Consider the following 25,144-nt stretch of genomic DNA (forward strand, 5'->3'; position numbering starts at 1 on the left):
CTTTCGTTGTCGCGCCGGAGGAAGGCGCGGATGTGGACGGGGTGGGGTGTTCACGGGCGGGGCGCGCAACGCCGAACGGCAGGTGGTGGCGCCTGGTGCTGGTGGCGCCTAGCGCTGGACGAGCGTCATTTCGAAGCTGTAGGAATCTGCACGGTAGACGTGGTGGCCGGTCTCCACCTGGCGCCCGGTGTCGTCCACGGCGGTGCGCTCCATGGTGACGAGGGCCGAGCCGGGGGTGGTTTCCAGCAGGGTCGCCTGGTAGTCGTTGGCGATCATGGCGCCGATCCGCTGTGAGGCCAGCCGGAAGTTCACGCCGCCGTTGCGGAGGATCGCGTAGAGGCCTTGTGAGCCCAGGAGCGCTTCGTCGATGGGGGTGATGTCATCGCGGACCCAGTTCTCCATCAGCGCCAGCGGTTTTCCGCCGACCTTCCGGAGCCGGGTGAAGTGGTACACCTTCGCGCCGGCAGGAATCTGGAGCGCCGCACGGGTGGCGGCGTCGGCCTCATCGTGGGAGAAGCTCAAGACCTCCGTGGTGGGCTTGCTGCCGTTGTTGCTGAGATCATCGAAGAGGCTGGAGAGTTCGAGGGGGCGCCGGACCTGGCTGGAGACCACCTGGGTGCCGACGCCGCGCTTGCGCACCAGCAGTCCGGAGCGGACCAGCTCGTCCATGGCCTTGCGCATGGTGGGCCGGGAGAGGTTCAGCTGGGCGGCAAGGTCGATCTCGTTGTCGAGACGGCTGCCCGGGGGAAGGACCCCGCCGTGGATCGCGGCCTCGATGCCCTGGACCACCTGGTGGTAGAGCGGCACCGGGGAGGACCGGTCGATGTTGAGATTAAGTTGATTCGCCACTTTTTGCATAACCACTGTTGAAGCGCTCCCTTGTGCCCCGGACCCGGGCCCAGGCAGGGCCGCCGGTCACGTTCGTCAGCGTATGTTCGCTTGATAGGACATACTGCCTAAGTTTATGATAGCAGGGCCGGTCAGGCCTGGGGAGAGCTGCGACACACCTCAACAAAGGCACGGAACGGGGCCAGCCGTTCTTCGGCCGGGAGTTCCAGGGCCTCGGGGTGCCACTGCACGGACGCCACCCAGCGCTCCGGGTCCTCCAGCGCCTCCACCGTCCCGTCCTCGGCCACCGCTGTCACCACGAGCCCAGCGGCCACCCGCGCCACGGCCTGGTGGTGGCCGGAGGCGATCTTGACCGTGACAGCGGGAAGATTGCCGCCGTTTCCATGGCCGCCGGGGCCAACCCCGCCGTACAGGCCGGCAACCTTGCTCCCGCCCTGCACCTCGACCTCATGCCAGGCCCATGGGCCGGCACCGTGCACCGGTGCGGGCTCCCGGTGCGCCACGGTCCCAGGATCCATGTCCTGGATCAGCGTTCCGCCATAGAGGACGTTGAGCAGCTGGTGCCCCCGGCAGACGCCGAACACCGGCAGCCCGGCATCGATCGACCGCCGCGCCATGGCCAGGTCCAGTTCGTCCTGGGCCTGGCTGACGTCGTAGCAGTCGTCGCCGCGAACCTCGCCGTAGAGCCGGGGGTTCAGGTCGCCGCCGCCTGGAAGGACGACGCCGTCGAGCGCCTCAAGCGGCTCTCCGGGCGCGGTGAGCAGCACCGGCTCGCCGCCGCCGTCGCGCACCAGTTCCACGATGTAGTCGAAGAGCGCATTGGCCTCCGCCACCCGGGGATCCGGGTCCGTGGAGCTGCTGAGCCGGACCGGAATTCCGATGCGGGGACGGCTGCTGCGGGGGAGGGGCGGAGTCTGCATGATTTATTGTGCAACACAACTGCTGTGTCACAACGCAGGTCTAGGATTGCCGGATGACCAACAGATATCTCGTGTCCCGCAGCCGCTTCATCGCTGCCACTCCGGAAGCCATCTTCGAGGTGCTCGCCACCCCGGCACTGCACAGCGTGATCGACGGTTCCGACACCGTGAAGGGTGCCCAGCCGCGCGGTCCCGAGCGGCTCGCCCTCGGTGCGAAGTTTGGCATGGAGATGAACATCAAGATGGACTACAAGATTCTCAACACGGTCTGCGAGTTCGAAGAGGGCCGGCGGATCGCGTGGCGGCACTTCGGCGGCCACGTCTGGCGCTACCTTTTGGAGCCCGCGGCCGACGACGCCGGCAACCCGGGCACCCTCGTCACCGAGCAGTGGGACGCACGGGAAGTGCGCGCCAGGATCCTCCTGCGCCTGGCCGGATACGTCCGGCGCCACCCGGCCAACATCGAGCAGACCCTGGCCAAGCTTGACGCGTACATGAAATCCGAAGCCGCACCCGGCAGCGGGTCCGGTTCCGCCCCGGGTCACCACCACTAGGCGCGCCCGATGAGTGCCGCCCGCAGCCTGCACCCGAGCCCGCGCACGCTGGACGTCGAAAGCCTGGACAGCTTCGACCGGCTGGTCGCGGCCGGGGCCAGGACCATGCAGGGCTGGCATGCCCAGTCGCTGGACCTGCGCGGACGGACGGAACAGCTGGAGGGCATGCAGGCGCAGGGCGGGATTTTCCTCGGATGCACCTTCGACGACGGCGTGGAGGAGTCGTTACGCAGCCGCGGCGCCCTCATCTTTCCCAAGCTGGAGGCCGTGCCGTTCAACCCGTACCGCGGGGGGCTGTACACCCCGCAGGAGCTCTACGCAGGAATCTCCGACTCGCGCTACGAGGACACCCCCGATGCCAGGGTGTACCAGTGGAGTATCCGGCCGGGACAGCGCCACCGCCTGGACGCGACCCTGGCCGCGGCCCTGCACGACCATTCGATCGGCGACGCGCTCGATGACCTGACCCGCTCGGAACTTTGCGCCGGCCGGACCATGGTGGGGGTGATGGGCGGGCACGCCGCAAGCCGCGGATCCGCCGTTTTCGAGGAGGCCGCGCTGCTGGGGAGGTTGCTGGCCAGGGACGGCCGGGTCGTTGCCACCGGCGGCGGTCCCGGCGCCATGGAGGGTGCCAACCTTGGCGCCTACCTGAGTGAGGCACCGGACAGGGACTTCCGGCGGGCCCTGGCGGACCTTGCCGCGGTTCCCGGTTTCCTTCCCTCCGTGTCGGCGTGGGCGCGGTCCGCCGCCGCCGTCGTCGAACGCCATCCGGAGGGGACGCCGTCCCTGGGGGTCCCCACCTGGTTCTACGGGCATGAGCCGCCGAATTTCTTCGCCACCCACATTGCCAAGTACTTCGCCAACGCCATCCGCGAGGCCATCCTGCTGGAACTGTGCAACGGCGGCATTGTGTTCCTGCCCGGTTCGGCGGGCACCGTGCAGGAAGTCTTCCAGGATGCCTGCGAGAACTACTACGGCACCCCGGAGACCATCATGCCGATGGTGCTGGTGGGGCAGGAGCACTGGCTGCGGCGCTACCCGGCGTGGCCCCTGCTGCAGAGCCTCGCCGCCGGACGGCAGATGGAGAGCCGGATCTTCCTGGTGGACACCGTCGAGGAAGCGCTCGCCGCCCTGGACCGCTAAGGGCTTAGAGGTCCTTGCGGCACTGCGCCGAGCCCAGCTCGTACAGGCCGTTCAGATCCCCGGCGGCCAGACCATCCGGGGTGCCGATCTCGGGGTACATCAGCTGCGTAGGGTCGTCCACGTGCTCCAGGCCCATGACGTGGCTGAGCTCGTGCAGGATCACCGCGGTGGCGTACGCGGCCCCGTCCGTCCGGCTGAGGTCCTCGCCGATTTGCGGCGCATCGAGTTCCAGGCTGCCGGTGACGAAGCTCTTGGGCCCGTTGCCGAAGCTGAAGTGGGTGCTGCCTCCGGTGCCGATCACCGGTCCCGCGAGCTGCGGGGCCTGCTCCGGGGTGGTCCACGCGATCAGCAGCGGCGCCCAGCGGTCCCCGTAGACGTCCTGCTGGTAGGGGACGCGGGACGGCGAAGGCTGCTCCGTGGTGGGCCCGTCGTCGACGAACCTGATCCCGGTCGCGCGGGATATCGTCCCGATCGCTTCCTCGACCAGCCGCTCGGCGCCCTCCGGAGCCAGCGCCGCGTTCACCACATAATGCAGCGGACGGCACGGCGAATAGCCCACCGGTGTGCCGTCGTCGTTCAGGGCCAGGAACCGGTAGGAGCTGCTGGCCACGGCCGGCTTCTGCGGGCGCCCCAGCGGCTCGTCCTGCTCCCCGACTCCGGGCGGGGGAGTGTCCGTGCGCACGGCCTCGACAGCCGCGGGCTGGCCGGGCTGGTCCGACTGGCCTGCCGTAGCCTGGCCTGGCCCGGGGGCGCGGCTGACTTCGAAGAGCCCGTCGAACCGCGGATCCCCGTAGATGAGGCCGGCGGCCAGGAACGTGGCGCCGGCGATCAGGGCGGCGGCGGCGAGGCCGCGGACGATCCGCCACGCGGTGCGGGAGCGGCTGTGCCGTGCTGTCCGGTCCCGAAACTCAGGACCGTCCACTAGGCGATTGCCGCGCCGAGGGCCAGACCCAGCAGGTAAGTGGCGCCTGCGGCGCCCATGCCGATGGCCAGCTGCCGGAAGCCGCGGGACGTGGGGGAGGTGCCGGAGAGCAATCCGACGACGCCGCCGGTGACTAGGAGTGCCAGCCCCACCAGGACGGCGGACAACACCAGGGCCAGGAGGCCGGTTATGCCGAAGAGGAAGGGGATGATCGGCACGATCGCGCCGGAGGCGAAGAAGCAGAAGCTCGACGCCGCCGCCCCCCAGGCGGTCCCGACGGCTTCGTGCTCGTCACGGGCTTCCGGAAGTTCCGGCTGCAGCGAAAGGCTGGGATCGCAATCGCAGTCGAGCAAACCCATCCGCTCCGCGACGCGGTGCTCGGCGGCCTCCCGGGACATGCCGCGGGCCAGGTACACCAGCAGCAGCTCATTGTGTTCGATATCCAGCGAGGGCGCCGCGGCCAGGGTGATCTGGGTGGGACGGGTTGCCGCGAGGAGTTCGCGCTGGGAGCGCACGGAGATGAACTCACCGGCGCCCATGGACAGTGCCCCGGCCAGCAGCCCGAACACGCCGCTGAGGAGAACCACGGAACTGGCCACGCCGGAGGCGGCCATGCCCATCACGAGGGACAGGTTACTGACCAGCCCGTCGTTGGCGCCAAAGACGGCCGCGCGGAAGGTACCTGCCAGCCGGTTGCGGCCCCGGGTGGCGAGCCCGCGTACGACTTCCTCGTGGATCTGTTCGTCGGCGACCATGGCCGGGGTGGCGGTGGGGTCGGTGGCGTACGGCGATCGGCTTTCGGCCCGCTGGGCGAGGGCCAGGACGAACACCGAGCCGAAGTGGCGGGCCAGGAAGCCCAAGAGCTGGCTGCGGAGCGAGGCGGGGCGGGGCCGGCCGGCGTGGTCGCCGAGCAGTTGGAGCCAGTGCGCCTCGTGGCGTCCCTCGGCTTCGGCCAGGGCGAGCAGGATCTCGCGCTCCTCGCCGCGGCGGTTCTGGGCCAGGTCGCGGTAGACGGCTGCTTCGGCCCGTTCGTCGGCGAGGTACTGCCGCCACCTCTTGATGTCCCCGGGGCCGGGTGTCGTGGCGGGCGCCGCGTGGAGGGGTTCGGGCCGGTGGGGTTCGAGGGGTTCGTGGTCGAACGAATCAGATGTGGCGTGCTGGGACACGGAAGCTCCTGGGCTGGAAAGGGCATGGTTCGGCCCCATTGCGTATCCAGCGTACCCCGTCTTTCCGCGGATTTTCGGCTGGCCATCCTTAGGGCAGAGTTTAGGCAAACCGTAAAAAACGCCTGCGCCGCGGAGGCAGTCACAGCAGCCGGAGTCCTGCCCGGGGGGAGACCTTGACCGCCCCGGCTCGCGGTGTTCGAATGAAACCCAGGGCGGGCTCTTCGGGGCCCCTGCCGCCACCCCAGTCACACGGAGGTTGCATCATGGACAACATCGGCTCACGCCCCATCCAGCCGGCCCGGGATTCCCTCGAGTCCGATCCCGCGTACGACTACGCCGAGGACGCGCCCGTGAGTGATGGCGGGGAGTCCGAGGAAGAGGAGCTTCTCGAAGAGGCCGATCGGCTCGTTCCCCTGGACGAGGAGGACTTCCTCGGTGACGAGACGCCCGTGGTGCCCCTGGACGGAGAAGAATTCCTTGAGCCTGAGGAAAATGAATGATGCACCCAGCGGCTTAAAAGGTCGACGGCGGCGCCCCCTCGGTGGGAGCGCCGCCGTCGACCTTTAACTCGCTGTCAGGACCTGGCGGGTCAGGACCTTAGTGGGTCAGGACCCTAGTGGGTCAGGACCTTAGTGGGTCAGGACCGGGACCTGTTCTTCCTCGGCAGCGCCGCCGGCTACCCGGCGGTGCCAGTTGGCCATGACGGCAGGATCTGTCGGCTTGGTCAGCAATGACACCGCGATGTAGACCACTGCGGAGGCCAGCAGGCCGTAGTAGATCGGTTCGTTGGCGTAGATGCCGTCCAGCGGGACCTCGGCGTTGATCTCCAGGATGATCATGGTGCCGAGGGTGATGACCGAGCCCACGGCCATGGAGGCAGCCGCGGCGACACCGGTGCCGCGCTTCCAGAGGAGCCCGCCGAGGATGGCGACGAGGAGGCCGCCGACGAGGATGTCGTAGGCGATGGTGAGCGCCGCGACGACGTCCTTGGTGATGATGGCGATGACGATCGCGACGATGCCGAGGCCCAGGACCCACATGCGGTTGGCCTTGACGTCGTGCTCCGGGTTATCCGTGTCATCGGTGTTGATGTCCTTGCCGAACCAGCTGGCGACGAACGGCAGGACATCTGCGCGGGCCACAGTGGCGGCGGCGATTAGGGCGCCGGAGGCGGTGGACATCATGGCGGCGACGGCCGCGGCGAGCACCAGGCCGCCGACGCCGATCGGCAGCAGGTTGGTGGCGACCTCGGCGTAGACCACGTCCTTGCCGAGCGCCTTGACGTCGATATCCGGCAGCGCAACACGGGCGCCGAGGCCGATCAGGGCGCCGGCCGCACCGTAGAGGATGCAGTAGATGCCGGCCGTGGCGCCGCCCCAGCGGGCGACCGTGGGGGTCTTGGCGGTGAATACGCGCTGCCAGATGTCCTGGCCGATCAGCAGGCCCAGGGTGTAGACGACGAAGTAGGTGATGATCGTCTGGATCCCGATGCCGTCGATCTGGAAGAAGCTGGCGTCGACGCGGGCACGGATGCCCTCAAAGCCACCGGCGGCGTTGAGCGTAAACGGCAGCATCAGGAAGAAGATGCCGATCGTCTTGATGACGAACTGGACCTGGTCGGCCAGGGTGATCGACCACATGCCGCCGATGGTCGAGTAAACCAGGACGATCGCGCCGCCGATGGCGATGGCGAGGGCGCGGTCCCAGCCGAAGAGGACCACAAAAATGGTGGCATAGGCGCCGGTGGAGGTGGCGCAGAGCATCAGCGTGTAGGCGAGCATCACGATGCCCGAGGTCTGGGTGGCGTTGCTGCCGTACCGCAGGCTCAGCATTTGGGACACGGTGTAGATCTTGAGTTTCTGGATGGTGCTGGCGAAAAGCAGGCTGAGCAGCAGCACGCCGGCGCCGATCGCGACCACGAGCCACATGCCGGAGATGCCGAACTTGTAGCCCAGGCCGACGCCGCCTACGGTGGAGGCGCCACCGAGCACGACGGCGGCCATGGTCCCGGTGTAGAGGAACGGGCCGAGGCGGCGGCCGGCCACCAGGAAGTCGCTGTTGTTCTTGGTGCGGGATTTACCCCACCACCCGAACGCCAGCATGGCGATCAAATACACCACCACGATGGCGATGTTGACGAAACTTGCGTCCATTGAGGGCTCCTCGGAGCTGTTCGGAGCAGGGCTGAACCGGCCGGGACTCGAGAGGGTGCCGGGTCAGGTGCTCCATGACGGGTACGGAGACGGGTTGCCGGTGGGAGCCCTGAACAGGGTGGTTCCACCGCATCCACGTGGCGATAATTGCCCTATAGGCAACGCTTGTTGCCAAACAGTATGTTGTGACCCGGGTAACAGTCAAGACGCATTACGCGGCGCGGGTGGATCCGGCCTCCGTAGGACGCCGTCCCGCTAGTATTGCTCCAACGATGGGGCCAAGCGGCCGGCCGTGAAAGGTTCCAAAATGAAGGCTCTACCAGTTGAACCGAGCAACGTTCCCGTTGCTATCGGTTCCCGGATCCGTGCCGCCCGGCAGTCGCAGCGGCTCACCATCGAGCAGGTGGCCGACGCCACCGGGCTGACCAAGGGCTTCCTGAGCCGGGTCGAGCGGGACCTTACCTCACCCTCGGTCGCGTCCCTGGTGACGCTGTGCCAGGTGCTCTCCATCTCGATCGGCGACCTCTTTGCCGCCCCGGAAACGCATCTCACCAAGAAGAACGAAGGCCCGCGGATCTCGCTGGGCGGCGAAGGGATCGTGGAGCGGCTGCTGACCGCCCGCTCGGAGCGCCGCGTCCAGATCATCCAGGCCGTGATCGAGCCCCGCGGCCGCGGTGAATCGGAACTGTATGCCGTGGACTGCGACGTCGACGTGCTGCACGTGGTCAAAGGCAGCATCCGGCTGATCCTCACCAACGAGGAATTCGAGCTCCACACCGGTGACACCGTGACCTTCCCGGGCCGCGAGCCGCACACCTGGGTCAACCCGACGGACGACGCCGTCGAGGTCCTCTGGGTGCTGGTCCCCGCCGCGAGCCGCTAGGTTTCCGGGCCTTCGGGTGGTGAGGTTGCGCTCCTGCCCGGTTACTTGCCCACTGGCCGCCCGCCGGAAGCGACGGACCCCGGAAATCCGCCGGCGCCCCCCGGGGTCTGCCGGAGTAACTGGGCAGGATCGTCAGTGCACGGGCCGCGGGCGCTGATCCAGCACCGCCCGGATCTCGGCCAGGACGCGCTGGGGTTCGAACCAGATGTGCTCGGGCATGTAGCGGAGCACCGCAAATCCGCTCAGTGTCGAGGCATTGTTCCGGCCCAGGTCCCGGCGCATGGCCTCACGGCTGGAGTGGAATGCGAAGCCGTCCACTTCCACGATCAGGAATCCTTCGATGAGGAAGTCCACCCGGCCGATCCCGGGCAGGTAGACCTGGGCGTCGTAGCCAATTCCGTTGGCGCGGAACAAATGCTGGGCATCGACCTCCACGATGGACTCGGCCCGCAGGTCCAGCTGGAGCAGCGCCTTGCGGACCTGGCCGGACCGGTCGGCCGTGAGTTGGGCCTTCAACAATTCCAGCGGGACGCCATGCAGGCGCATCGCCGATGTAGCGATGGCCGTTGATGCCGGTGGTGCGAGGCACGACATGGCATGCAGCACCACGTCCTCGACTGCGGCCAGCGGCAGCGTCGGATGCCCGTCAAACCGTACCGTGCGGTGCCGAACGAAGCCCGCGCCATGGCCGTGGTTGCAGGCCAGGTGGTGCTGCGCCGGCGGCTCGCGGAGCCAGAGACCGTAGTGTCCGGTGGCGCTGGCGCACGTGACGCGGGCGTTGTGCCGAAGCGCTGCCTCGAATTCCGGTCGGCCTTCCGGAAGGGCCAGCACGCCGCGCCTCGGTTGGCGGATACCCGCGGAACCCGCCAGCCGGGCAATATCCGTCCGGGAAAAGCCGGCCGCCAACAATTGCCCGGTCCGGGCGACGCCGCCCAGCTGGGCAAGGTAGTCCATAGGGTCCATCAAGCCAGTACAGGGGGTGGCAGACGCCCGCGGAACCCGCATGCCGGGCTATCTGGACAACCGGGATTGAGGCCGGCCTGCGCTCCTGCCCAGTTACTCGCCGCGGCACCGGATCCTGCAAGCGGGGGAGCCCCTGATTTCCGCGGTTCCGCGGGGCAGCCGGCCGGCTGCGCTGGAAAGTAACTGGGCTGGAACGTCCAGCCAGCCGGCGCCGAGGTGCTCAGGTAAACATTTGATGCACGAGAGGCAACTTCGAGTGTATGATGGCTGTCACACCCGTCGGTCAATCCTCGAAGGAGAGGCTTTCTTTTGGAAGAGCTGCGCATCGAGGCCAATGGCAACCTTGGCCCCATCGATTCATCCCGCATTCCGCGCTACGCGGGAGCCGCCACCTATGCGCGCCTGCCGCGGCTGGACCAGGTCGCCAAAGCGGACGTCACCATTGTCGGCGTACCGTTCGACTCGGGCGTCTCGTACCGCCCCGGTGCCCGCTTCGGGTCCAACCACATCCGCGAGGCCAGCCGGCTGCTGCGCCCGTACAACCCGGCCTGGGATGTCAGCCCCTTCGAGAACATCCAGGTGGCCGACGCTGGCGACATGGCTGTCAACCCCTTCAACATCAACGAAGCGATCGAGACCATCCAGCAGAACGCGCTGGACCTGACCGCCTCCGGCAGCAAGCTGGTGACCCTCGGCGGGGACCACACTATTGCGCTGCCGCTGCTCCGCGCCGCCGCCGAACGCGCCGGCCAGTCCATCGCCATGCTGCATTTCGACGCGCACCTGGACACCTGGGACACCTACTTCGGCGCCGAGTACACGCACGGCACCCCGTTCCGCCGCGCTGTCGAGGAAGGCATCCTGGACACCGAGGCCATCAGCCACATCGGCACCCGCGGTCCGCTCTACGGCAAGAAGGACCTCGACGACGACCACCGCTTCGGCTTCGGCATCGTCACCTCCGCCGACGTCTACTACCAGGGCGTCCTGGAAACCGTGGCCAAGGTCCGCGACCGGATCGGCAACCGTCCGCTCTACATCTCCGTGGACATCGACGTGCTGGATCCCGCCCACGCCCCCGGGACGGGCACCCCGGAAGCCGGCGGCATCACCAGCCGTGAACTGCTGGAAATCATCCGCGGCTTCCGCGGCATGAACCTGGTCGGCGCCGACGTCGTCGAGGTCGCCCCCGCGTATGACCATGCCGACATCACCGGTGTCGCCGCCAGCCATGTGGCCTACGAACTGGTCACCCTGATGGCGGACCGTGCGGTGGAAGGCGACCGCTTCGGCGCGGACAACGGCTACGCCGCCCAGGCCCTCGGCCAGGAATCCCGCCGGCCCGCCGGCTTTTCGACTCCGGCGGCCCAGCCTGCCGGGACCGGAGTCTCCCAGTGACCGGCGTGCGCAACGGCGGCGACCTCGTCGTCGAAACCCTCGAGGCGCTCGGCGCCAAAACCGTCTTCGGCATCCCGGGCCAGCACGCCCTGGGTCTTTTCGACGCGATGGGCCGCGGGAACCTGCATTTCGTCTCCTCGCGGGTTGAGAACAACTCGGCCTTCGCCGCGGACGGCTACTCCCGGGCCACCGGCGAGGTCGGTGTCCTTTTCCTGTCCACCGGACCGGGCGCGCTGACGTCCCTGGCCGGACTGCAGGAGGCCTACGCCACCGGCGTTCCCATGGTGGTTATTGCGAGCCAGATCCCGCTCGAGGGACTCGGCGCGCGCCGCAAGGGCATGCTGCACCAGCTCGATGACCAGAAAGCCTCGGCTGCGAACGTCACCAAGAGCCAGCGGCTGATCCAGCACGCGTCCGGCATTCCCTCCGCGATCCAGGACGCGTGGACCGAGGCTATTTCCTCACCGCAGGGCCCCGTGTGGCTGGAAATCCCGCAGAACGTGCTGCTGGACCCCATTATGGTGCCGCCGGTGGAGGACGCCCTCGCCGAAGCGGCCGACAATCCGCCGCGCGTCGAACTGGTCAGGGAGGCCGTGAAATGGCTCTCGACGGCGGAACGTCCCGCCATCATCGCCGGCGGCGGCACACGCCGCGGCCGGGCCGAGAAGTCGCTGCTCTCCATTGCGGAGAAGCTGCGGGCGCCTGTCATCTGCACCCCCGGCGGCAATGGCGCGTTCCCGTGGAACCATGAGCTCTCGCTGCAGTCCTGGATCGAGGACCAGTACATGACGGAGCTGCTCGAGGACGCCGACGTGCTGATCGTGATCGGCTCCTCGCTGGGCGAGGTCACGTCCAACTACTTCACCTTTGAACCGCGCGGCAGGATCATCCAGATCGACGCCGAACCGCGCGTCCTCGAATCCAACCGCCCCGGCCTGGGCATCCGGGCCGACGCCGGCCAGGCGCTCGCCGCCCTCGACGCCGAGCTCGACACCGCCCTGGCGGAACCGCACGGAGAGCGCGCGGACTGGCACGGCACTCCGCCCGAGATCCTGGTCAAGGAAACGCTGGCCAAGGTCAAGGCCCGGCTGGAATCCCAGGATCTTGGCAAGGAACTGAAGTTTATGGCAGACATCCGGGAGGCCGTTCCCGCCACCATGCAGACGTTCTGGGACATGACCATCTCCGCCTACTGGGCCTGGAGCTGCTGGGACGCCCGCGAGGGCCAGTTCCACTCGGCCCAGGGCGCCGGCGGACTCGGCTTCGGCTTCCCCGCGGCGATCGGCGGCGCCGTCGGCCTGGAAACCACCGGCAAGCCCGGCGGCTCGGCCCGGGTGCTCGCCGTCTCCGGCGACGGCTCGGCGATGTACTCCATCTCCGAACTGGCCACGGCCAAGCAGCATAACGTTCCCGTCACCTGGCTGATTGTCGACGACGGCGGCTACGGCATCCTGCGCGAATACATGGTCGGTGCCTTCGGCAAGGCCACGGCCACGGAACTCGCCCGTCCTGATTTCGTCAAGCTCGCCGAGGCCTTCGGGGTGCCAGCCGTCCGGGTCGCCCCTGACGGTGTCGGGGACGCCCTCAAGGCGGGGTTCGCCGCAGACGGGCCCAACGTGGTCGTCGTCGAAACGTTGCTCAAGATGTTCGCCCCCACCCACATGGAGGCCTGAGCACCACGATCCCCGCCCCTGCGAGGACAAGCAAGCGCGGACCGGCAGCACTGCTGCCAGTCCGCGCTTGGCATTTAAGCGGGAAGCACCGCGGCGAAAGGGTTAGTTTCCCAAAGTAACTAAATTCCTGATATATTGTTGCCTTAGGCAAGCAAAGAGGGAGCTCTCATGGCAGTTGCGCCGGACACCGCAGCCAGACTCGTCCACCAAATCTTCGATCTGCAGCGCGCCGTGCGGTGCGTTGCCGCGGTCAAGCTCCGCGGGGAGGACACCGGCGTGGCGCTCCAGGGTGTGCTGCGCTTCGTGGGGGAGGGGGAGGCCCGCGCCACCGCACTGGCGGATCGGCTCGGGGTCAGCGCGCCCGTCCTGAGCCGGCACATTGCCGAGCTGGAGGAACAGGGCTATGTGATCCGCCGGCCCGACCCCCTGGACGGGCGGGCCCAGCTGATCGCGCTCTCCGCGTCAGGCGTTGCGAAGCTTCGCTCCATCGAGGACCAGCGCGCCGCCACACTCCTGGGCTTCCTGCAGGACTGGAGCGAGCAGGACGTCGAAGCGACAACGAACACCCTGCAGAAACTCGCTGAGTCCCTGAGGACCTCAGCCCGGGCAACGACGGCCGGATCCACCCCCACGACCGAAATTGTTTGAGGAGCGCCCCATGGCAGTAACCGCAGAAAAGCCCCCCGCACCGCCGGCGGCGATGACCCACCGCCAGATCATGGAGGCCCTGACCGGCCTGCTGGCCGCGTTCTTCACGGCCATCATCAGCAGCACGATCGTCGCGAACGCCCTGCCCACGATCATGTCCGAACTCAACGGAACCCAGACGGACTTCGCCTGGGTCATCACCGCGGCCCTGCTGGCCAACGCCGCAACCACCCCGATCTGGGGCAAACTCGCCGACCTCTTCGACAAAAAGATGCTGGTCCAGCTCAGCATCGTGATCTTCGTGGCCGGGTCCGTCATGGCGGGCCTGTCCGAGACGATCCCGCTGCTGCTGACCGCCCGCGTTATCCAGGGCGTTGCCATGGGTGGGCTCACCGCACTGGCGATGGCCATCATCGGCTCCATCATCCCGCCGCGTGACCGCGGCAAATACTCCGGCTACATGGGCGCCGTAATGGCCGTCGGCACCGCCGGTGGACCGCTGCTCGGCGGCTTCATCGTGGACAGCCCGCTGGGCTGGCGCTGGACCTTCTTCGTCTGCGTTCCGCTGGCCGTTGTTGCGCTCATCCTGCTGCAGGTTACCCTGAAGCTGCCGCACGTCAGGCGCCCCGCCAAGATCGACTGGCTCGGCTCCATCCTGCTGACCTCCGGAGTGAGCCTGCTGCTGATCTGGGTGTCCTTCGCCGGCAACCCGGACTACTACGACTGGTGGTCCTGGCAGACCGTGGCCATGGTGGGCGGCGGCATTGCCCTGCTGGCACTGCTGGTGCTGGTCGAATCCAAGGTGCCGCAGCCGATTATTCCGCTGAAGATCATTTCGCAGCGCACCACCGCCCTCGCCATCCTTGCCTCGATCGCCGTTGGCGTCGGGATGTTCGGGTCCTCCGCCTTCTTGGGACAGTATTTCCAGGTGGCCCGCGGCGCATCACCCACCGAGGCCGGGCTCCTGACCCTGCCGATGATTGCCGGCAACCTGATCGGGTCCGTGGTCTCCGGGCAACTGATCAGCCGGACCGGGAAGTGGAAGCGGTACCTGATTGCGGGTTCCATCCTGCTGGTCGGCGGCCTCGGCCTGACCGGGACCATCGACCACACCACCGAACTCTGGCTGACCGGTCTCTACACCGCGATCCTTGGCCTTGGCCTGGGCCTGCTGATGCAGAACCTCGTCCTGGCGGTGCAGAACACCGTGCGGGCCAGCGACATCGGAACCGCCAGCGCCTCGGTGGCGTTCTTCCGGTCGGTCGGAGGCGCCATCGGCGTCTCCGTGCTGGGCGCCATCATGGCGAACCGGGTCAAGGAACTCGCCGCCGAGGGCCTGGCGGCCGCGGGGATTCCCGCCAGCGGCGGAGCCGGCGCCAGCATGGACCTCAAGGACATGCCGGAGCCCGTCCGCGAGATCATGCGGGCCGCCTACGGTGACGCAACCGCGCAGATCTTTATGGTTTCCGCGATCGTCGGCCTGGTCGCCCTGGTTGCGATCCTCTTCATCAAGGAAGAGCCGCTGCGGCGCACCGTGGACATTGTCAGCCCCTCCGCCAAAGCCGACGACGACGGCGGCCCGGCCGCCGGGTCGGGCCCCGCCACCGCGTCTGGCGCGGCCGCCGCGCCCGGCCCCGTGGCCGGGGCCGGAATCGTCGATCAGGACCGGGATTTTGTCGAAGTGCTTAGCCAGCAGCGCGAAAGCCAGCAGAGCGGACGCCGGCGCCGGGTGCGATAGTCGGAACGGCAGCCGCTAACGCCCGTCGCGGTCGTCCCGAGCGGGGCGGCCGCGACGCCGGCAGCGCAAAAGTACGCCGTATGGATGATTTTCAGTGTCCGATGTTCCACGCGGGCCGGTCGTTTCGTAGAGTTGGATGGCTATGGCTGTCGGCCCCCTCTGCTAGTACTGGGGGCATCCGGTTGATGTTCCCCGCCAGACTCTTCTCCAGCCTCATTTACTCGGTATTTCCTAAGGACTCGTGGGCATGCTTGTCACTCTCATACGGCGCTATTCGAAGCCGTATCTGCCATATATTTGGGCAGTCATTTTCTTCCAGCTCGCCTCCACCATCGCGGCGCTGTATCTTCCCAGCCTGAACGCCCAGATCATTGACGAGGGCGTCTCCCGCGGCGACACGGATTACATCTGGCGGACCGGTGGCGTGATGCTCGTCGTCGCCCTGATCCAGGTTGCCACGGCGATCGCCGGGGTCTATTTCGGGTCCAAGGCCGCTATGGCGTTCGGCCGCGACCTGCGCCGTGGGGTCTTCCGCCAGGTTACGAGTTTCTCCGCCAAGGACGTCAACGTCTTCGGCGCCCCCACCCTCATCACCCGCGGCACCAACGACGTGCAGCAGGTGCAGATGCTGATGCTGATGGGGCTGAACTTCATGGTCGCCACGCCCATCATGTGCATCGGCGGCATCTTCATGGCCCTCCGCGAGGATCTCAATCTGTCCTGGCTGGTCTGGGTTTCCGTTCCGGTGCTCGTAGTGGTGGTGGGCTACCTGGTGGTCCGCCTGATGCCGCTCTTCCGGTCCATGCAGAAGAAGATCGACCGGCTCAACGGCATTCTCCGCGAGCAGATCATCGGCATCCGCGTGGTCCGGGCCTTCGTCCGCGAACCCCACGAAGCCGAGCGCTTCGGTGCCGCGAACAAGGACCTCACCGACGTTTCACTGAAAATCGGCGCCCTGTTTGTCCTGATGTTCCCCGCCATCGGCATGATCCTGCATGTCTCCACCGCCGCCGTGCTGTGGTTCGGCGGGCAGCGGGTCGAAGCCGGCGAGATGCAGGTCGGCGCCCTGACAGCCTTCCTGCAGTACCTGCTGCAGATCCTGATGGCCGTCATGATGGGCACCTTCATGGCCATGATGATTCCCCGCGCCTCGGTCTGCGCGGACCGCATCGGCGAGGTGCTCGACGTCGAGCCCTCCATCCACGAGACGCTGACCCCGGTGGCGCCGGTTGAAAAGGCCGGCCGCGTCGAGTTCCGGAACGTCTCCTTCGCCTACCCCGGCGCCGAAGCGCCCGTCCTGAGCGACATCAGCTTCACCGCCGAGCCCGGCCAAACCGTGGCCATCATCGGTTCCACCGGCGCCGGAAAGACCAGCCTGCTGGCCCTGCTGCCCCGCCTGTACGACGCCGCTTCGGGGGAAGTGCTGCTCGACGGCGTCCCCGTCACCCAGCTGGACCGTTCGGAGATCACGCAGCGCGTGGCGATGGTTCCGCAGCGGCCGTATCTGTTCTCCGGAACCATCGAGCACAACCTGCGCTTCGGAAAGCCGGAAGCCACCGACGTCCAGCTCTGGGACGCGTTGACCGTGGCCCAGGCAGCCGACTTTGTCCGCGAGAAGAAGAACGGGCTCGGCTCACGGATCTCTCAGGGCGGCACCAACGTCTCGGGCGGGCAACGCCAGCGCCTCTGCATCGCCCGGGCCCTCGTCACCGAGCCCAAGGTGTTCCTCTTTGATGACTCCTTCTCCGCCCTCGACGTCGCCACTGACGCCCGGCTCCGCCGCGCCCTCAAAGCGAAAACCGCTGACGCCACCGTCATCATCGTCGGGCAGCGCGTCTCCACCATCGCCGACGCCGACCAGATCCTGGTGCTCGACAACGGCCGGATCGTGGACCGCGGCACACACGAGGAACTGTTGCAGAGCTCCAGTACCTACCAGGAAATTGTCGAATCCCAGCTGACCGCGGAGGCCGTGGCATGAGCACGAACGAGAAGACCAGGCTCCCACCGTCCGGCACGGAACCATCTGCCACAGGGCCCTCCACCGGGCCGGCCAGCGAGTCCTCCGCCACCGAGCCGGACGATGATTTCTACGAAGAGGAATACACGCCCGGCGAAGCCGACGGCGGCATGTTCGGCGACCTGCCGGCGAAGAAAGCCCAGCACTTCTGGCCCTCCGCGAAGCGGCTGATGGGCCTGCTGAAGCCCGAACGGGCCGGCATCATCGCCGTGCTCGCGATGGTGACGGTCGCCGTCGTCCTCAACGTGGTGGCGCCCCGGATCCTCGGGCAGGCGATGGACGTGATCTTCGGCGGCGTCGTCGGCAAACAGCTGCCGTCCGGCGGCACCAAGGAGGAGTTCGTCGACGGCCTGCGCGCCCAGGGCCAGGACAACTTCGCGGACATGCTCTCCAAAATGGACGTCATCCCCGGCGCCGGCATCGACTTCCAGCAGCTCGCCTTCCTGATTAGCGTCGTGCTGGTGATGTACTTCGTCGCCAACATCTTCCTCTGGCTGCAGGGCTATGTCCTGAACATCCTGGTCATGCGGGTGGTCCGCCAGCTGCGCGACGACACCGAAAAGAAGCTGAACAGGCTTCCGCTGAACTACTTCGACACCCGCCAGCGCGGCGACATCCTCTCCCGGGTCACGAACGACGTGGACAACATCCAGCAGGCGCTGCAGCAGGCCTTCGCGCAGCTCGTGAACTCGGCACTGACGGTGATCGGCATCGTCATAATGATGTTCATCGTGTCCTGGCAGCTGGCCCTCATTGCCCTGGTCGCACTGCCGCTCTCGGCGGTCGCCGCCGGCATCATCGGCACGCGCAGCCAGAAGCTCTTCGCAGCCCAGTGGAAGAACACCGGCGAGCTCAACGGCCAGATCGAGGAGTCCTTCTCCGGCCACGACCTCGTCCGGGTCTTCGGCCGCGACGCCGACATGCTGGACCGCTTCGACGAACGGAACGAGGCACTCTACAAGGCCAGCTTCGGGGCGCAGTTCGTGTCCGGCATGATCATGCCGGTTATGCAGTTCGTGTCGTACCTCAGCTACGTGGGCATCGCCGTCGTCGGCGGGCTGCGGGTGGCCTCCGGCGGGATGAGCCTGGGCGACGCCACCGCGTTCATCCAGTACTCGCGCGAGTTCACCCAGCCGCTGGGCCAGATGGCGGGCATGGCGAACATGCTGCAGTCCGGCGTCGCCTCCGCGGAGCGGGTCTTTGAGTTCCTCGACGCTGAGGAACAGGACGCCGAGACCGCCACGGAGCGGTTGCCGGCGAAGACCGACGGCCACGTCGAGTTCCGGCACGTCACCTTCAGCTACACCCCGGACAAGCCGCTGATCGAGGACCTGTCCTTCACCGCGGAGCCCGGGCACACCGTCGCGATCGTCGGCCCCACCGGTGCCGGCAAGACCACCCTGGTGAACCTCGTGATGCGCTTCTATGAGCTCCAGGGCGGCAGCATCACCCTGGACGGCGTGGACATCACCCACCTGAGCCGTGCGGAACTGCGGGCCAAGGTGGGCATGGTGCTGCAGGACGCGTGGCTCTTCGGCGGGACCATTTACGACAACATCCGCTACGGCAAGCTGGACGCGACCGAGGAACAGGTGATGGAAGCGGCGAAGGCCACCTTCGTGGACCGCTTCGTCCGCGCGCTCCCGGACGGCTACAACACCATCATCGACGAGGAAGGCAACAACGTCAGCGCCGGCGAGAAGCAGTTGATCACCATCGCCCGGGCGTTTGTGGCGAACCCCTCGCTGCTGATCCTGGACGAGGCCACCAGCTCGGTGGACACCCGCACGGAGGTGCTCGTCCAGAAGGCGATGGCCGCCCTGCGCACCGACCGCACCAGCTTCGTGATTGCCCACCGCCTCTCGACCATCCGCGACGCCGACACCATCCTGGTGATGGAGGCCGGCCGGATCGTGGAGCAGGGCGCCCACGCCCAGCTGCTGGACCTCAAGGGGGCCTACTACCGCCTGTACATGTCGCAATTCGCCGGGGAAGACGCCGAGACGGCCTTTTCGGAAAACACGGCCACCGACGCGACGGCGGTGCACAGTTGAGCGCCGCCGGACCGGCCGCGGAATCCGCAGAGTCCCGGCGCATCGAGGTGCAGATCCCGATGCGCTGGGGCGACATGGACGCCTACGGCCACATCAACAACGTCCAGATCGTCCGGATCCTGGAGGAGGCCCGCATCGCAGCCTTTGGGCCGCCGCGCGGTCCGGGGCTGCCCGGGATCGAGCCCCCCGTACCGCTCTTCAGCGAGGTCCCGGAGGGGACCTTGGCGCTGATCGTGGAGCACAAGATCCGCTACGTCCGCACGCTCGAATACCGCAACGTGCCGGCCCTGGTGCAGCTGTGGATCGGTGCGGTCAAGGGTGCCAGCTTCGACATCCACTACCTCGTCCAGGACCCCGTGACCCGCGAGGACTGTGTCAGGGCCACCAGCCATCTGGCCTTCGTGGAGGAATCCACCGGGCGGGTGCTGCGGCTGTCCCCGGAGCAGAAGGAGAAGCTGGCCCGGTTCGTGCCGGTTCCTGCGGGCTGAGCCAAACCGGTCCGATAGCCTCTACCTCGGCCCACCCATCGTCCCTAGAATGAACAACCCGCGGGCAGTCAGCCCCGAGACCAAGGAGCACAGATCATGGTGAACAAACGAGCACAGATGATGGCGAACAAGCGCAAGAAAAACGCGCGGAAGAAGTCCTGGAAGGAACTCTCGCCGATGGCGAAGTTCGGCACCATCACCGCCGCCGTCGTCCAGCTCTCGCTCCTGATCGCCGCGCAGCGGGACATTTCGCACCGGCCGGCGGACCAGATCCGCGGCAGCAAGATGTTGTGGCGGCTGGCGACCCTGGTCAACTTCGTCGGCCCCGGCAGCTACTTCACTTTCGGCGTCAAGCGGGGCCCGGCGGCCAAGTAGCAGGAGGCTCGGCCTCCGCGCCGGGCTACCAGACAGTAACTTTGGGGCGCCCACTAATGCGGGCGTCCAGCTTAAGCCTGTAAATTGAACGCATGACCCCAGCCAAAAAGCCTGCCATGCACCGCGCCCTCGGCATTTCCAAGGAGATTGAGGACGCGGCGTGGTTTGTCTTGGGGCCGGGGCTGCTGGGTAAGGCATCAGCCCTGGACGGCCGCACTAAAACGTGGTCGGTGCAGGCCGCCGCGGAGCTGCTTGGCCGCCTCGAACGGGGCGTGCCGGATTCCAAGGCTCCCATGATGACCAATCTGCGGCAGAACCTGACGGACGCCTCCCGGGGCGCCAAGCAGTTGGCCGTTGAGCTCCTTTTCCTGCAGTCCCTGCCGTTGGCACACGAGGTGAAATCCCTCAAGGTCAAGCGTGCGCGGGTGGCCGAAGCCGCGTCGTGGCTGGAGCCGCCGCTCGAACTCCCGGAGGAGCTGTTCGCCGGCATTACGGACCACGGTGTCATCCGGGACCGCACCGCGGAGTTCAACTGGACCATCTGGGACCACCTGAAATGGCTGTGCCGGCTGGTGCAGCACGTCGCCCGGCGTCCGGCCGGGGAAGTCGCGGCCGCCGTCAAGGATCCGCTGGCCTTCCACCGCCTGGTGGCCGGCACGCCCGATGACCAGCCGGCCATCCGCCGCAGCATCGAATTTTTGGTCTGGCCCAGCTACTTCGAGCCCGTTGTCGCCGACGTCGAGCGCCAGGAGATCCGCGACGCCTTTGCCTCCCTCGTGGGTGGCGCGAAGGGCGACAGTGATGAGGACATCTCCGCCGACATCCACCGCATCCGGCTGCACCTCGACGAACAGGCCGGCCAGCGGATCGACTGGTACTCCCGTCAGCTTGTGAGCCAGTGGCGCAAGGTGGCAGACCCCGGGCGGCGGGCGTGGCTGCTGCGCACCCACCACGACAACACGGAATTGCTGGGCACCTGGCAGGCCGAGGAATCGGTAACGCTCGACGTCGAGCACCTGCGCCTGCTGGACCCGGGCGTCACCGCCGGGCTGGTCCAGCACGCCGTCGACGAGGATTACAAACACCTCGGCTACGTGGAGCGGGAGGACACCAAAACAGCCGTCTTCGCCTTCCTGACGGTGATGAAGCCCGGCGACCTTGCCCTGTACCAGAGCTCCGGGACCGTCCGGGTGGGCGTGGTCCTCGGTGAGCCTGAGCACTGCGAGGACAACCGCCGGCTGCGCCGCAAGGTCCGCTGGTTCGACGAAACCCACAACATGACGGAGCTGCCGCGCCACGTGCAGCGGCAGCTTGCCACCTCCGGCATCGTTGTGGACGTCACCCGCGTGATCCAGGCCCTCGAAGCGCTGCTGCCCGCCGAAGCGGAAGCACAGCCGGGAGACGGCACCGAGCCGGCCGCCGTCGTCGAACCTGCCTGCGAAGGCTTCCGCCCCTTGACGCCCGAGTTCGCCGCTTCGCTGCACATGGACCTGGAGCCGCTGCAGGAGATCGCCGAACTCCTGGAGGAGAACCGCCAGCTGGTGCTGTACGGCCCGCCCGGCACCGGCAAGACGTACCTCGCCAAGCACCTGGCCGCCCAGCTCGCCGGCGACACCACCGACGAGCGCGTCAAGCTTGTCCAGTTCCACCCCTCGTACGCCTACGAGGACTTCTTCGAGGGCTTCCGGCCGGACAAGACGGAGGAAGGCCAGGTGTCCTTCAAACTCGTGGCGGGGCCGCTGCGCCGGATCGCTGAGGAGGCTGCCAAGCCCGGTAACGAGAGCAAGCCGTATTTCCTGATTATCGATGAGATGAACCGGGCGAACCTGGCGAAGGTCTTCGGTGAGCTGTACTTCCTGCTCGAATACCGCGACGACCGGATTTACCTGCAGTACAGCCCCAACGAGCCCTTCACGTTGCCGGACAACCTCTACATCATCGGCACTATGAACACCGCGGACCGGTCCATCGCGATGATGGACGCCGCCATCCGCCGCCGCTTCTCCTTCATCGAACTCCACCCCAAGACGGAACCCGTGCAGGGATCGCTGTTGCGGTTCCTGCAGGCCCGGGACCTGGACACCACGCCGGCCCTGTTGATGGACGCGCTCAACGATGCCATCGATGAATGGGACCGGGACCTGATGATCGGCCCGTCCTACTTCATGAAGCCGTCGGCTCAGACGCCCAAGGGCCTGCGCCGGATCTGGAAGTACGAGCTGATGCCGCTGCTGGAAGAGCACTACCACGGCCAGCTGAACCGCGCGCAGCTTCAGGAGCGGTTCGGACTGGACCAACTGCTTGACCGCCTTGCGCGCGTCTAGCCAGCCGACGACGGCCGGCCGGTTCGGGGCGCCGGGGTCACAGCCGGTCCGCCGGGTTGTCCTCGACGAGCTCTCCGGCGGCGTCGTCGAGCGGCTCGACCCTGCCAGCGCGGCCTACGTCAACGGCAGCGGCCTGGCCAAAGCCTCGCCGATGGGCATGGGCCTGTACCGGATCGAGCCCGTGGGGAAGGTGGGCTCGGTGCGCACTCCGACGGTGCAGCTTGAGGTGCGGCCCAAGGATCGGCTCGGCCTGGACCGGCTCCTGTTCCTGCTGGGCTACGCGGGGGACCAGGGCTTCCGGGGGGATTCCGTCGCCGCGGTCGAGGAAGCTGATCTGTGGAGCGCACTGGCCGAATCAATGGCCCAACTCGCTGACCGGGCGCTCAGCCGCGGTGTGCTGCAGGGCTACCTGACGGTCGACGAAGCGCTGCGGACGGTCAAAGGGCGGATCCGTATTTCGGACCAGATCTCGCGACGGCCCGGCATGCTCGTGCCGCTCGAGGTTTCTTACGACGAATTCACCGAAGACATTGCGGAGAACCGCATCCTGCGGGCGGCGCTGGAACGGATGTCCCAAGTCCCGGGCGTGCGGCCGGAAGTGCTCAGCCGGCTCCGCCAGCTCAAAGGCAAGCTCGCCGCCGTGACCCGTCTGCAGCCCGGTGCGCCCCTGCCGGTGTGGCGGGCCAGCCGGATGAACACCCGTTACCAGGGCGCGCTGCGGCTCGCCGAGGCGATCCTGCGGCACTCTTCGGCGGAGGCCGGCGACGGCACGCAGCAGTCGGCGTCGTTTGTGGTGGACATGTCCGTTGTCTTCGAGGACTTCGTCGGGACGGCGCTCCGCGAGGCCATGGCGGCCTACCCGGGGGAGATGCGGCTGCGGTACAACGCCCTGCTCAACGAGGCCGTGCGCGACTCGGACCGGATCGTGGTGCAGCCCGGGGCCGTGCACCTGCTGGGCGGCCGGCCGGTGATGGTCTACGACGCCAGGTACCAGGCCGCGGCCGACGCCGGGGCGTCACTGTCGGGGGACCACTACCGGATGTTGGCCTACTGCACCTCGTTGCGGGTCCCGACGGCCTGGCTGGTGTATCCGGGCGCGGGGGAGATCAAACTGCGCCGGATCCTCAACACTGACATCGACGTGGTTGAGTTCCCGCTGGACCTGTCGAGGCCGCCGTCGGAAATCCTGGCCTCCGTTGCCGACCTCGCGGAGCAATCGTGGGGCGAAGTGGTGCGCCAGGCAACGATCAGGCGCTGACTCCGCCCTTGCGCGTCGCTGCTAGCCGGCGGCCTGTTCCACGGAGACAGACAGCAGGTGGCTCAAGAGAGCCTTCTCCGGCTGGCCTGGGTTGTTGGCGACGTGCCAGCGGAGCTTCTCGCGGACCTGTGCCTCTTCGGGCTTGGTGTCGGAGAGAATCGCATCAATGATCGCTGATACCTGCCCGCGCAGGGCGCCAAGATCGGGATCGATATGGTTGGCCTCGGTGGATCGCCGATGTTCCGGAGGCCGGGAACCGGGGGATGACTTCGACGGCCGAGTTGCAGGCCTCAGGGACGTGGTGGACCTCAGCAAGTGCGGCATCTGGCGCTCTCCCGTGGAGTAGAAGTACGAGTAAGTACGGACCCGATAGAGTCCTTGTCCCCAGATTCGGATATTACCCGAGACCGACCAGTCTGTCTCCGCTAGCGCCGGGACATTTTTTGATGTCGCTGGGAACAAGTCCGGTGGTTGGTGGCGCCGGCCTATTCGGTTCGTCCCTGCAGGAAGTCATCAAGTTGTCGCTCCAGCGCAGAGACATCTTTGAGTTCACACTCCCAGACGGTGAGCACTTCCCAGCCCGAGTGCTCAAGCTGACGCCGTTGCTCGGCGTCTCGGGTTCGTGTCCGCGTGCGCTTGTTTTCCCAGAACTCCGCGTTGGCCGTGGGCGCGTGCTGCCCGACCCGGCAGTCGTGGAAATGCCAGAAGCAGCCATTGACGAAGATGACTTTGTGGCGGCCGGCGAACACCAGATCCGGATTGCCGGGGAGCCGTCCACCGCGGGCGGTTCCGTGCAACCGGTAACGGTAGCCCTTGGCATGGAGCAACTTACGGACCAGAATTTCAGGTTTGGTGTTCTTCCCGCGGATGCGGGACATGTTCCAGCTGCGCCGCTCGGGGGTCAGCTTGTCCGCCATGGATCAAGTCTAGGCGGCGGTGCGCTGCAAGGCGGTGGGCGCTAACGGCTCCTAGATTTCACGCTCCGGGTGCTCGCCAAACTGGAAATGGCGCCCGCTGACCGAGGTGGGCTCGATCTCGACGTAGAAGTCCTTCAGGGTCGGAACCCACGGCTTGAGCCCTAGGGCCTCTGCCGCTGCGATGTCGGCAGACTGGTCCAGCACCCGGGCCGTGCCGCGCAGGACAACCGACCAAGCCTCGTCGGAGAGGATGCCGTCGGTCTCGAACAGCACTTTGGAATTGATGGTCACTTCAGCGAGTTTGTTGCCGGGGGCCGTCCGGAGGTAGAGCTTCCTACCGCTCACGGCGTAGTTCACCGGAAAGATATCGGGTTCGCCGCCCACGATGACCACGAGCCTGCCGTGTTTGGTTCCTTCAATCAGCTTCCAGCTCTGATCTTCATCGAGGACAAGAATGGGGTTTTCGTCTGCATGTTCGAACATCATGGGTTCATTGTTCTGGGCTGTGTAGAAAAACGCCAGAGGCTTAGGCGGGAAAGTCGGTGTGTGTCGCTCCGATGGGGTGTGCGGCGAACTGACTCGGGGCCATGGCGCTGGGCGATCCAGCGCCTGTGGATAACGTAGAGGCCCAAAATGTGATGTCGGTTACCCTTAAGGCATTGTTTGGCTTCAGGCGTCTTGATTTCTATCGGGGGGAA

Annotated in this window: 23 protein-coding genes; 14 read left to right on the forward strand and 9 right to left on the reverse strand. The window is 67.0% G+C overall.

From position 1 onward, the window contains the following. Positions 1-108: 108 nt before the first annotated feature. Positions 109-849, reverse strand: a complete 741-nt coding sequence (locus AC50YC_RS08820) for a GntR family transcriptional regulator (protein ID WP_494953159.1) — start codon at positions 847-849, stop codon at positions 109-111. 131 nt (positions 850-980) lie between these two features. Further along, the gene (locus AC50YC_RS08825; protein ID WP_494953160.1) at positions 981-1,769 is read right to left on the reverse strand and encodes a gamma-glutamyl-gamma-aminobutyrate hydrolase family protein; all 789 of its coding nucleotides are present in this window, start codon (positions 1,767-1,769) and stop codon (positions 981-983) included. Positions 1,770-1,822: 53 nt separating this feature from the next. Between AC50YC_RS08825 and AC50YC_RS08830 the strand changes: the two genes are divergently transcribed. Both AC50YC_RS08830 and AC50YC_RS08835 read left to right on the forward strand, forming a co-directional pair. Further along, entirely contained in the window at positions 1,823-2,323 is a 501-nt protein-coding gene (locus AC50YC_RS08830) for an SRPBCC family protein (protein WP_494953161.1), read from the forward strand. Positions 2,324-2,332: 9 nt separating this feature from the next. Continuing rightward, the gene (locus tag AC50YC_RS08835) at positions 2,333-3,466 is read left to right on the forward strand and encodes an LOG family protein (protein WP_494953162.1); all 1,134 of its coding nucleotides are present in this window, start codon (positions 2,333-2,335) and stop codon (positions 3,464-3,466) included. 4 nt (positions 3,467-3,470) lie between these two features. Here AC50YC_RS08835 and AC50YC_RS08840 read toward each other — a convergent pair whose 3' ends face one another. Beyond that, on the reverse strand, positions 3,471-4,388 hold the full coding sequence (locus AC50YC_RS08840) for a matrixin family metalloprotease (protein ID WP_494953163.1): 918 nt from the start codon (positions 4,386-4,388) through the stop codon (positions 3,471-3,473). Further along, positions 4,388-5,554 carry a VIT1/CCC1 transporter family protein gene (locus AC50YC_RS08845; protein ID WP_494953164.1) on the reverse strand — a complete coding sequence of 389 codons (1,167 nt, stop codon included), beginning with the start codon at positions 5,552-5,554 and terminating at the stop codon, positions 4,388-4,390. Before AC50YC_RS08845 ends, AC50YC_RS08840 begins: the two co-directional genes overlap by 1 nt. Before the next feature lie 263 nt (positions 5,555-5,817). On the opposite strand from AC50YC_RS08845, the gene AC50YC_RS08850 reads away from it, so the two are divergent. Beyond that, entirely contained in the window at positions 5,818-6,054 is a 237-nt protein-coding gene (locus tag AC50YC_RS08850) for a hypothetical protein (RefSeq protein ID WP_494953165.1), read from the forward strand. Between the two features lie 129 nt (positions 6,055-6,183). Here the strand turns inward: AC50YC_RS08850 and AC50YC_RS08855 are convergent, their stop codons facing one another. After that, positions 6,184-7,707, reverse strand: a complete 1,524-nt coding sequence (locus AC50YC_RS08855) for a sodium:solute symporter family protein (protein WP_494953166.1) — start codon at positions 7,705-7,707, stop codon at positions 6,184-6,186. A gap of 307 nt (positions 7,708-8,014) precedes the next feature. Between AC50YC_RS08855 and AC50YC_RS08860 the strand changes: the two genes are divergently transcribed. Then, positions 8,015-8,590, forward strand: a complete 576-nt coding sequence (locus AC50YC_RS08860; RefSeq protein WP_056424651.1) for a helix-turn-helix domain-containing protein — start codon at positions 8,015-8,017, stop codon at positions 8,588-8,590. A gap of 132 nt (positions 8,591-8,722) precedes the next feature. On the opposite strand, the gene AC50YC_RS08865 is transcribed toward AC50YC_RS08860, so the two are convergent. Further along, positions 8,723-9,553, reverse strand: coding sequence for a DUF559 domain-containing protein (locus tag AC50YC_RS08865; protein WP_494953167.1), 831 nt, complete (start codon positions 9,551-9,553; stop codon positions 8,723-8,725). Positions 9,554-9,862: 309 nt separating this feature from the next. On the opposite strand from AC50YC_RS08865, the gene speB reads away from it, so the two are divergent. The 10 genes from speB (at position 9,863) to AC50YC_RS08915 (ending at position 23,529) form a co-directional block, all read left to right on the forward strand. Then, complete coding sequence (gene speB / locus AC50YC_RS08870; RefSeq protein WP_494953168.1) at positions 9,863-10,951, forward strand: agmatinase; 1,089 nt, start codon at positions 9,863-9,865, stop codon at positions 10,949-10,951. Continuing rightward, positions 10,948-12,624, forward strand: a complete 1,677-nt coding sequence (locus AC50YC_RS08875) for a thiamine pyrophosphate-binding protein (protein WP_494953169.1) — start codon at positions 10,948-10,950, stop codon at positions 12,622-12,624. The genes speB and AC50YC_RS08875 overlap by 4 nt, the downstream gene beginning before the upstream one ends. A 168-nt stretch (positions 12,625-12,792) precedes the next feature. Beyond that, entirely contained in the window at positions 12,793-13,272 is a 480-nt protein-coding gene (locus AC50YC_RS08880; protein ID WP_494953170.1) for a MarR family winged helix-turn-helix transcriptional regulator, read from the forward strand. A 10-nt stretch (positions 13,273-13,282) separates the two neighbouring features. Further along, positions 13,283-15,010 carry an MFS transporter gene (locus AC50YC_RS08885; RefSeq protein ID WP_494953171.1) on the forward strand — a complete coding sequence of 576 codons (1,728 nt, stop codon included), beginning with the start codon at positions 13,283-13,285 and terminating at the stop codon, positions 15,008-15,010. A 247-nt stretch (positions 15,011-15,257) separates the two neighbouring features. After that, on the forward strand, positions 15,258-16,991 hold the full coding sequence (locus tag AC50YC_RS08890) for an ABC transporter ATP-binding protein (RefSeq protein ID WP_494953172.1): 1,734 nt from the start codon (positions 15,258-15,260) through the stop codon (positions 16,989-16,991). Positions 16,992-17,140: 149 nt separating this feature from the next. Then, positions 17,141-19,084 carry an ABC transporter ATP-binding protein gene (locus AC50YC_RS08895; RefSeq protein ID WP_494953328.1) on the forward strand — a complete coding sequence of 648 codons (1,944 nt, stop codon included), beginning with the start codon at positions 17,141-17,143 and terminating at the stop codon, positions 19,082-19,084. A 59-nt stretch (positions 19,085-19,143) separates the two neighbouring features. Beyond that, positions 19,144-19,572 carry an acyl-CoA thioesterase gene (locus tag AC50YC_RS08900; RefSeq protein ID WP_494953329.1) on the forward strand — a complete coding sequence of 143 codons (429 nt, stop codon included), beginning with the start codon at positions 19,144-19,146 and terminating at the stop codon, positions 19,570-19,572. A 96-nt stretch (positions 19,573-19,668) separates the two neighbouring features. Continuing rightward, on the forward strand, positions 19,669-19,947 hold the full coding sequence (locus AC50YC_RS08905; protein WP_494953173.1) for a hypothetical protein: 279 nt from the start codon (positions 19,669-19,671) through the stop codon (positions 19,945-19,947). 92 nt (positions 19,948-20,039) lie between these two features. Then, positions 20,040-22,271, forward strand: coding sequence for an McrB family protein (locus AC50YC_RS08910; RefSeq protein WP_494953174.1), 2,232 nt, complete (start codon positions 20,040-20,042; stop codon positions 22,269-22,271). After that, positions 22,258-23,529 (forward strand): 5-methylcytosine restriction system specificity protein McrC, encoded by a 1,272-nt coding sequence (locus AC50YC_RS08915; RefSeq protein WP_494953330.1) that lies wholly within the window; start codon positions 22,258-22,260, stop codon positions 23,527-23,529. Before AC50YC_RS08910 ends, AC50YC_RS08915 begins: the two co-directional genes overlap by 14 nt. Positions 23,530-23,550: 21 nt before the next feature. On the opposite strand, the gene AC50YC_RS08920 is transcribed toward AC50YC_RS08915, so the two are convergent. The 3 genes from AC50YC_RS08920 to AC50YC_RS08930 form a co-directional block, all read right to left on the reverse strand. Then, positions 23,551-23,853: a hypothetical protein gene (locus AC50YC_RS08920; RefSeq protein WP_494953175.1), complete on the reverse strand. Its 303-nt coding sequence runs from the start codon at positions 23,851-23,853 to the stop codon at positions 23,551-23,553. A gap of 161 nt (positions 23,854-24,014) precedes the next feature. Continuing rightward, a complete protein-coding gene (locus AC50YC_RS08925) occupies positions 24,015-24,446 on the reverse strand; it encodes a very short patch repair endonuclease (RefSeq protein ID WP_494953176.1) in 432 nt (143 codons plus the stop codon). A 51-nt stretch (positions 24,447-24,497) separates the two neighbouring features. Then, a complete protein-coding gene (locus tag AC50YC_RS08930; protein ID WP_494953177.1) occupies positions 24,498-24,932 on the reverse strand; it encodes a pyridoxamine 5'-phosphate oxidase family protein in 435 nt (144 codons plus the stop codon). Positions 24,933-25,144: the final 212 nt, after the last annotated feature.

Source organism: Pseudarthrobacter sp. MDT1-56, from assembly GCF_059383555.1.

Coding starts and splice junctions, on each gene's coding strand:
- AC50YC_RS08905 (WP_494953173.1), top strand. CDS start 19,669: ATGGTGAACAAACGAGCACAGATGATGGCGAACAAGCGCAAGAAAAAC.
- AC50YC_RS08890 (WP_494953172.1), top strand. CDS start 15,258: ATGCTTGTCACTCTCATACGGCGCTATTCGAAGCCGTATCTGCCATAT.
- AC50YC_RS08925 (WP_494953176.1), bottom strand. CDS start 24,446: ATGGCGGACAAGCTGACCCCCGAGCGGCGCAGCTGGAACATGTCCCGC.
- AC50YC_RS08900 (WP_494953329.1), top strand. CDS start 19,144: ATGCGCTGGGGCGACATGGACGCCTACGGCCACATCAACAACGTCCAG.
- AC50YC_RS08850 (WP_494953165.1), top strand. CDS start 5,818: ATGGACAACATCGGCTCACGCCCCATCCAGCCGGCCCGGGATTCCCTC.
- AC50YC_RS08910 (WP_494953174.1), top strand. CDS start 20,040: ATGACCCCAGCCAAAAAGCCTGCCATGCACCGCGCCCTCGGCATTTCC.
- AC50YC_RS08865 (WP_494953167.1), bottom strand. CDS start 9,553: ATGGACCCTATGGACTACCTTGCCCAGCTGGGCGGCGTCGCCCGGACC.
- AC50YC_RS08930 (WP_494953177.1), bottom strand. CDS start 24,932: ATGATGTTCGAACATGCAGACGAAAACCCCATTCTTGTCCTCGATGAA.
- AC50YC_RS08855 (WP_494953166.1), bottom strand. CDS start 7,707: ATGGACGCAAGTTTCGTCAACATCGCCATCGTGGTGGTGTATTTGATC.
- AC50YC_RS08830 (WP_494953161.1), top strand. CDS start 1,823: ATGACCAACAGATATCTCGTGTCCCGCAGCCGCTTCATCGCTGCCACT.
- AC50YC_RS08860 (WP_056424651.1), top strand. CDS start 8,015: ATGAAGGCTCTACCAGTTGAACCGAGCAACGTTCCCGTTGCTATCGGT.
- AC50YC_RS08895 (WP_494953328.1), top strand. CDS start 17,141: ATGTTCGGCGACCTGCCGGCGAAGAAAGCCCAGCACTTCTGGCCCTCC.
- AC50YC_RS08885 (WP_494953171.1), top strand. CDS start 13,283: ATGGCAGTAACCGCAGAAAAGCCCCCCGCACCGCCGGCGGCGATGACC.
- AC50YC_RS08825 (WP_494953160.1), bottom strand. CDS start 1,769: ATGCAGACTCCGCCCCTCCCCCGCAGCAGCCGTCCCCGCATCGGAATT.
- AC50YC_RS08920 (WP_494953175.1), bottom strand. CDS start 23,853: ATGCCGCACTTGCTGAGGTCCACCACGTCCCTGAGGCCTGCAACTCGG.
- AC50YC_RS08880 (WP_494953170.1), top strand. CDS start 12,793: ATGGCAGTTGCGCCGGACACCGCAGCCAGACTCGTCCACCAAATCTTC.
- AC50YC_RS08835 (WP_494953162.1), top strand. CDS start 2,333: ATGAGTGCCGCCCGCAGCCTGCACCCGAGCCCGCGCACGCTGGACGTC.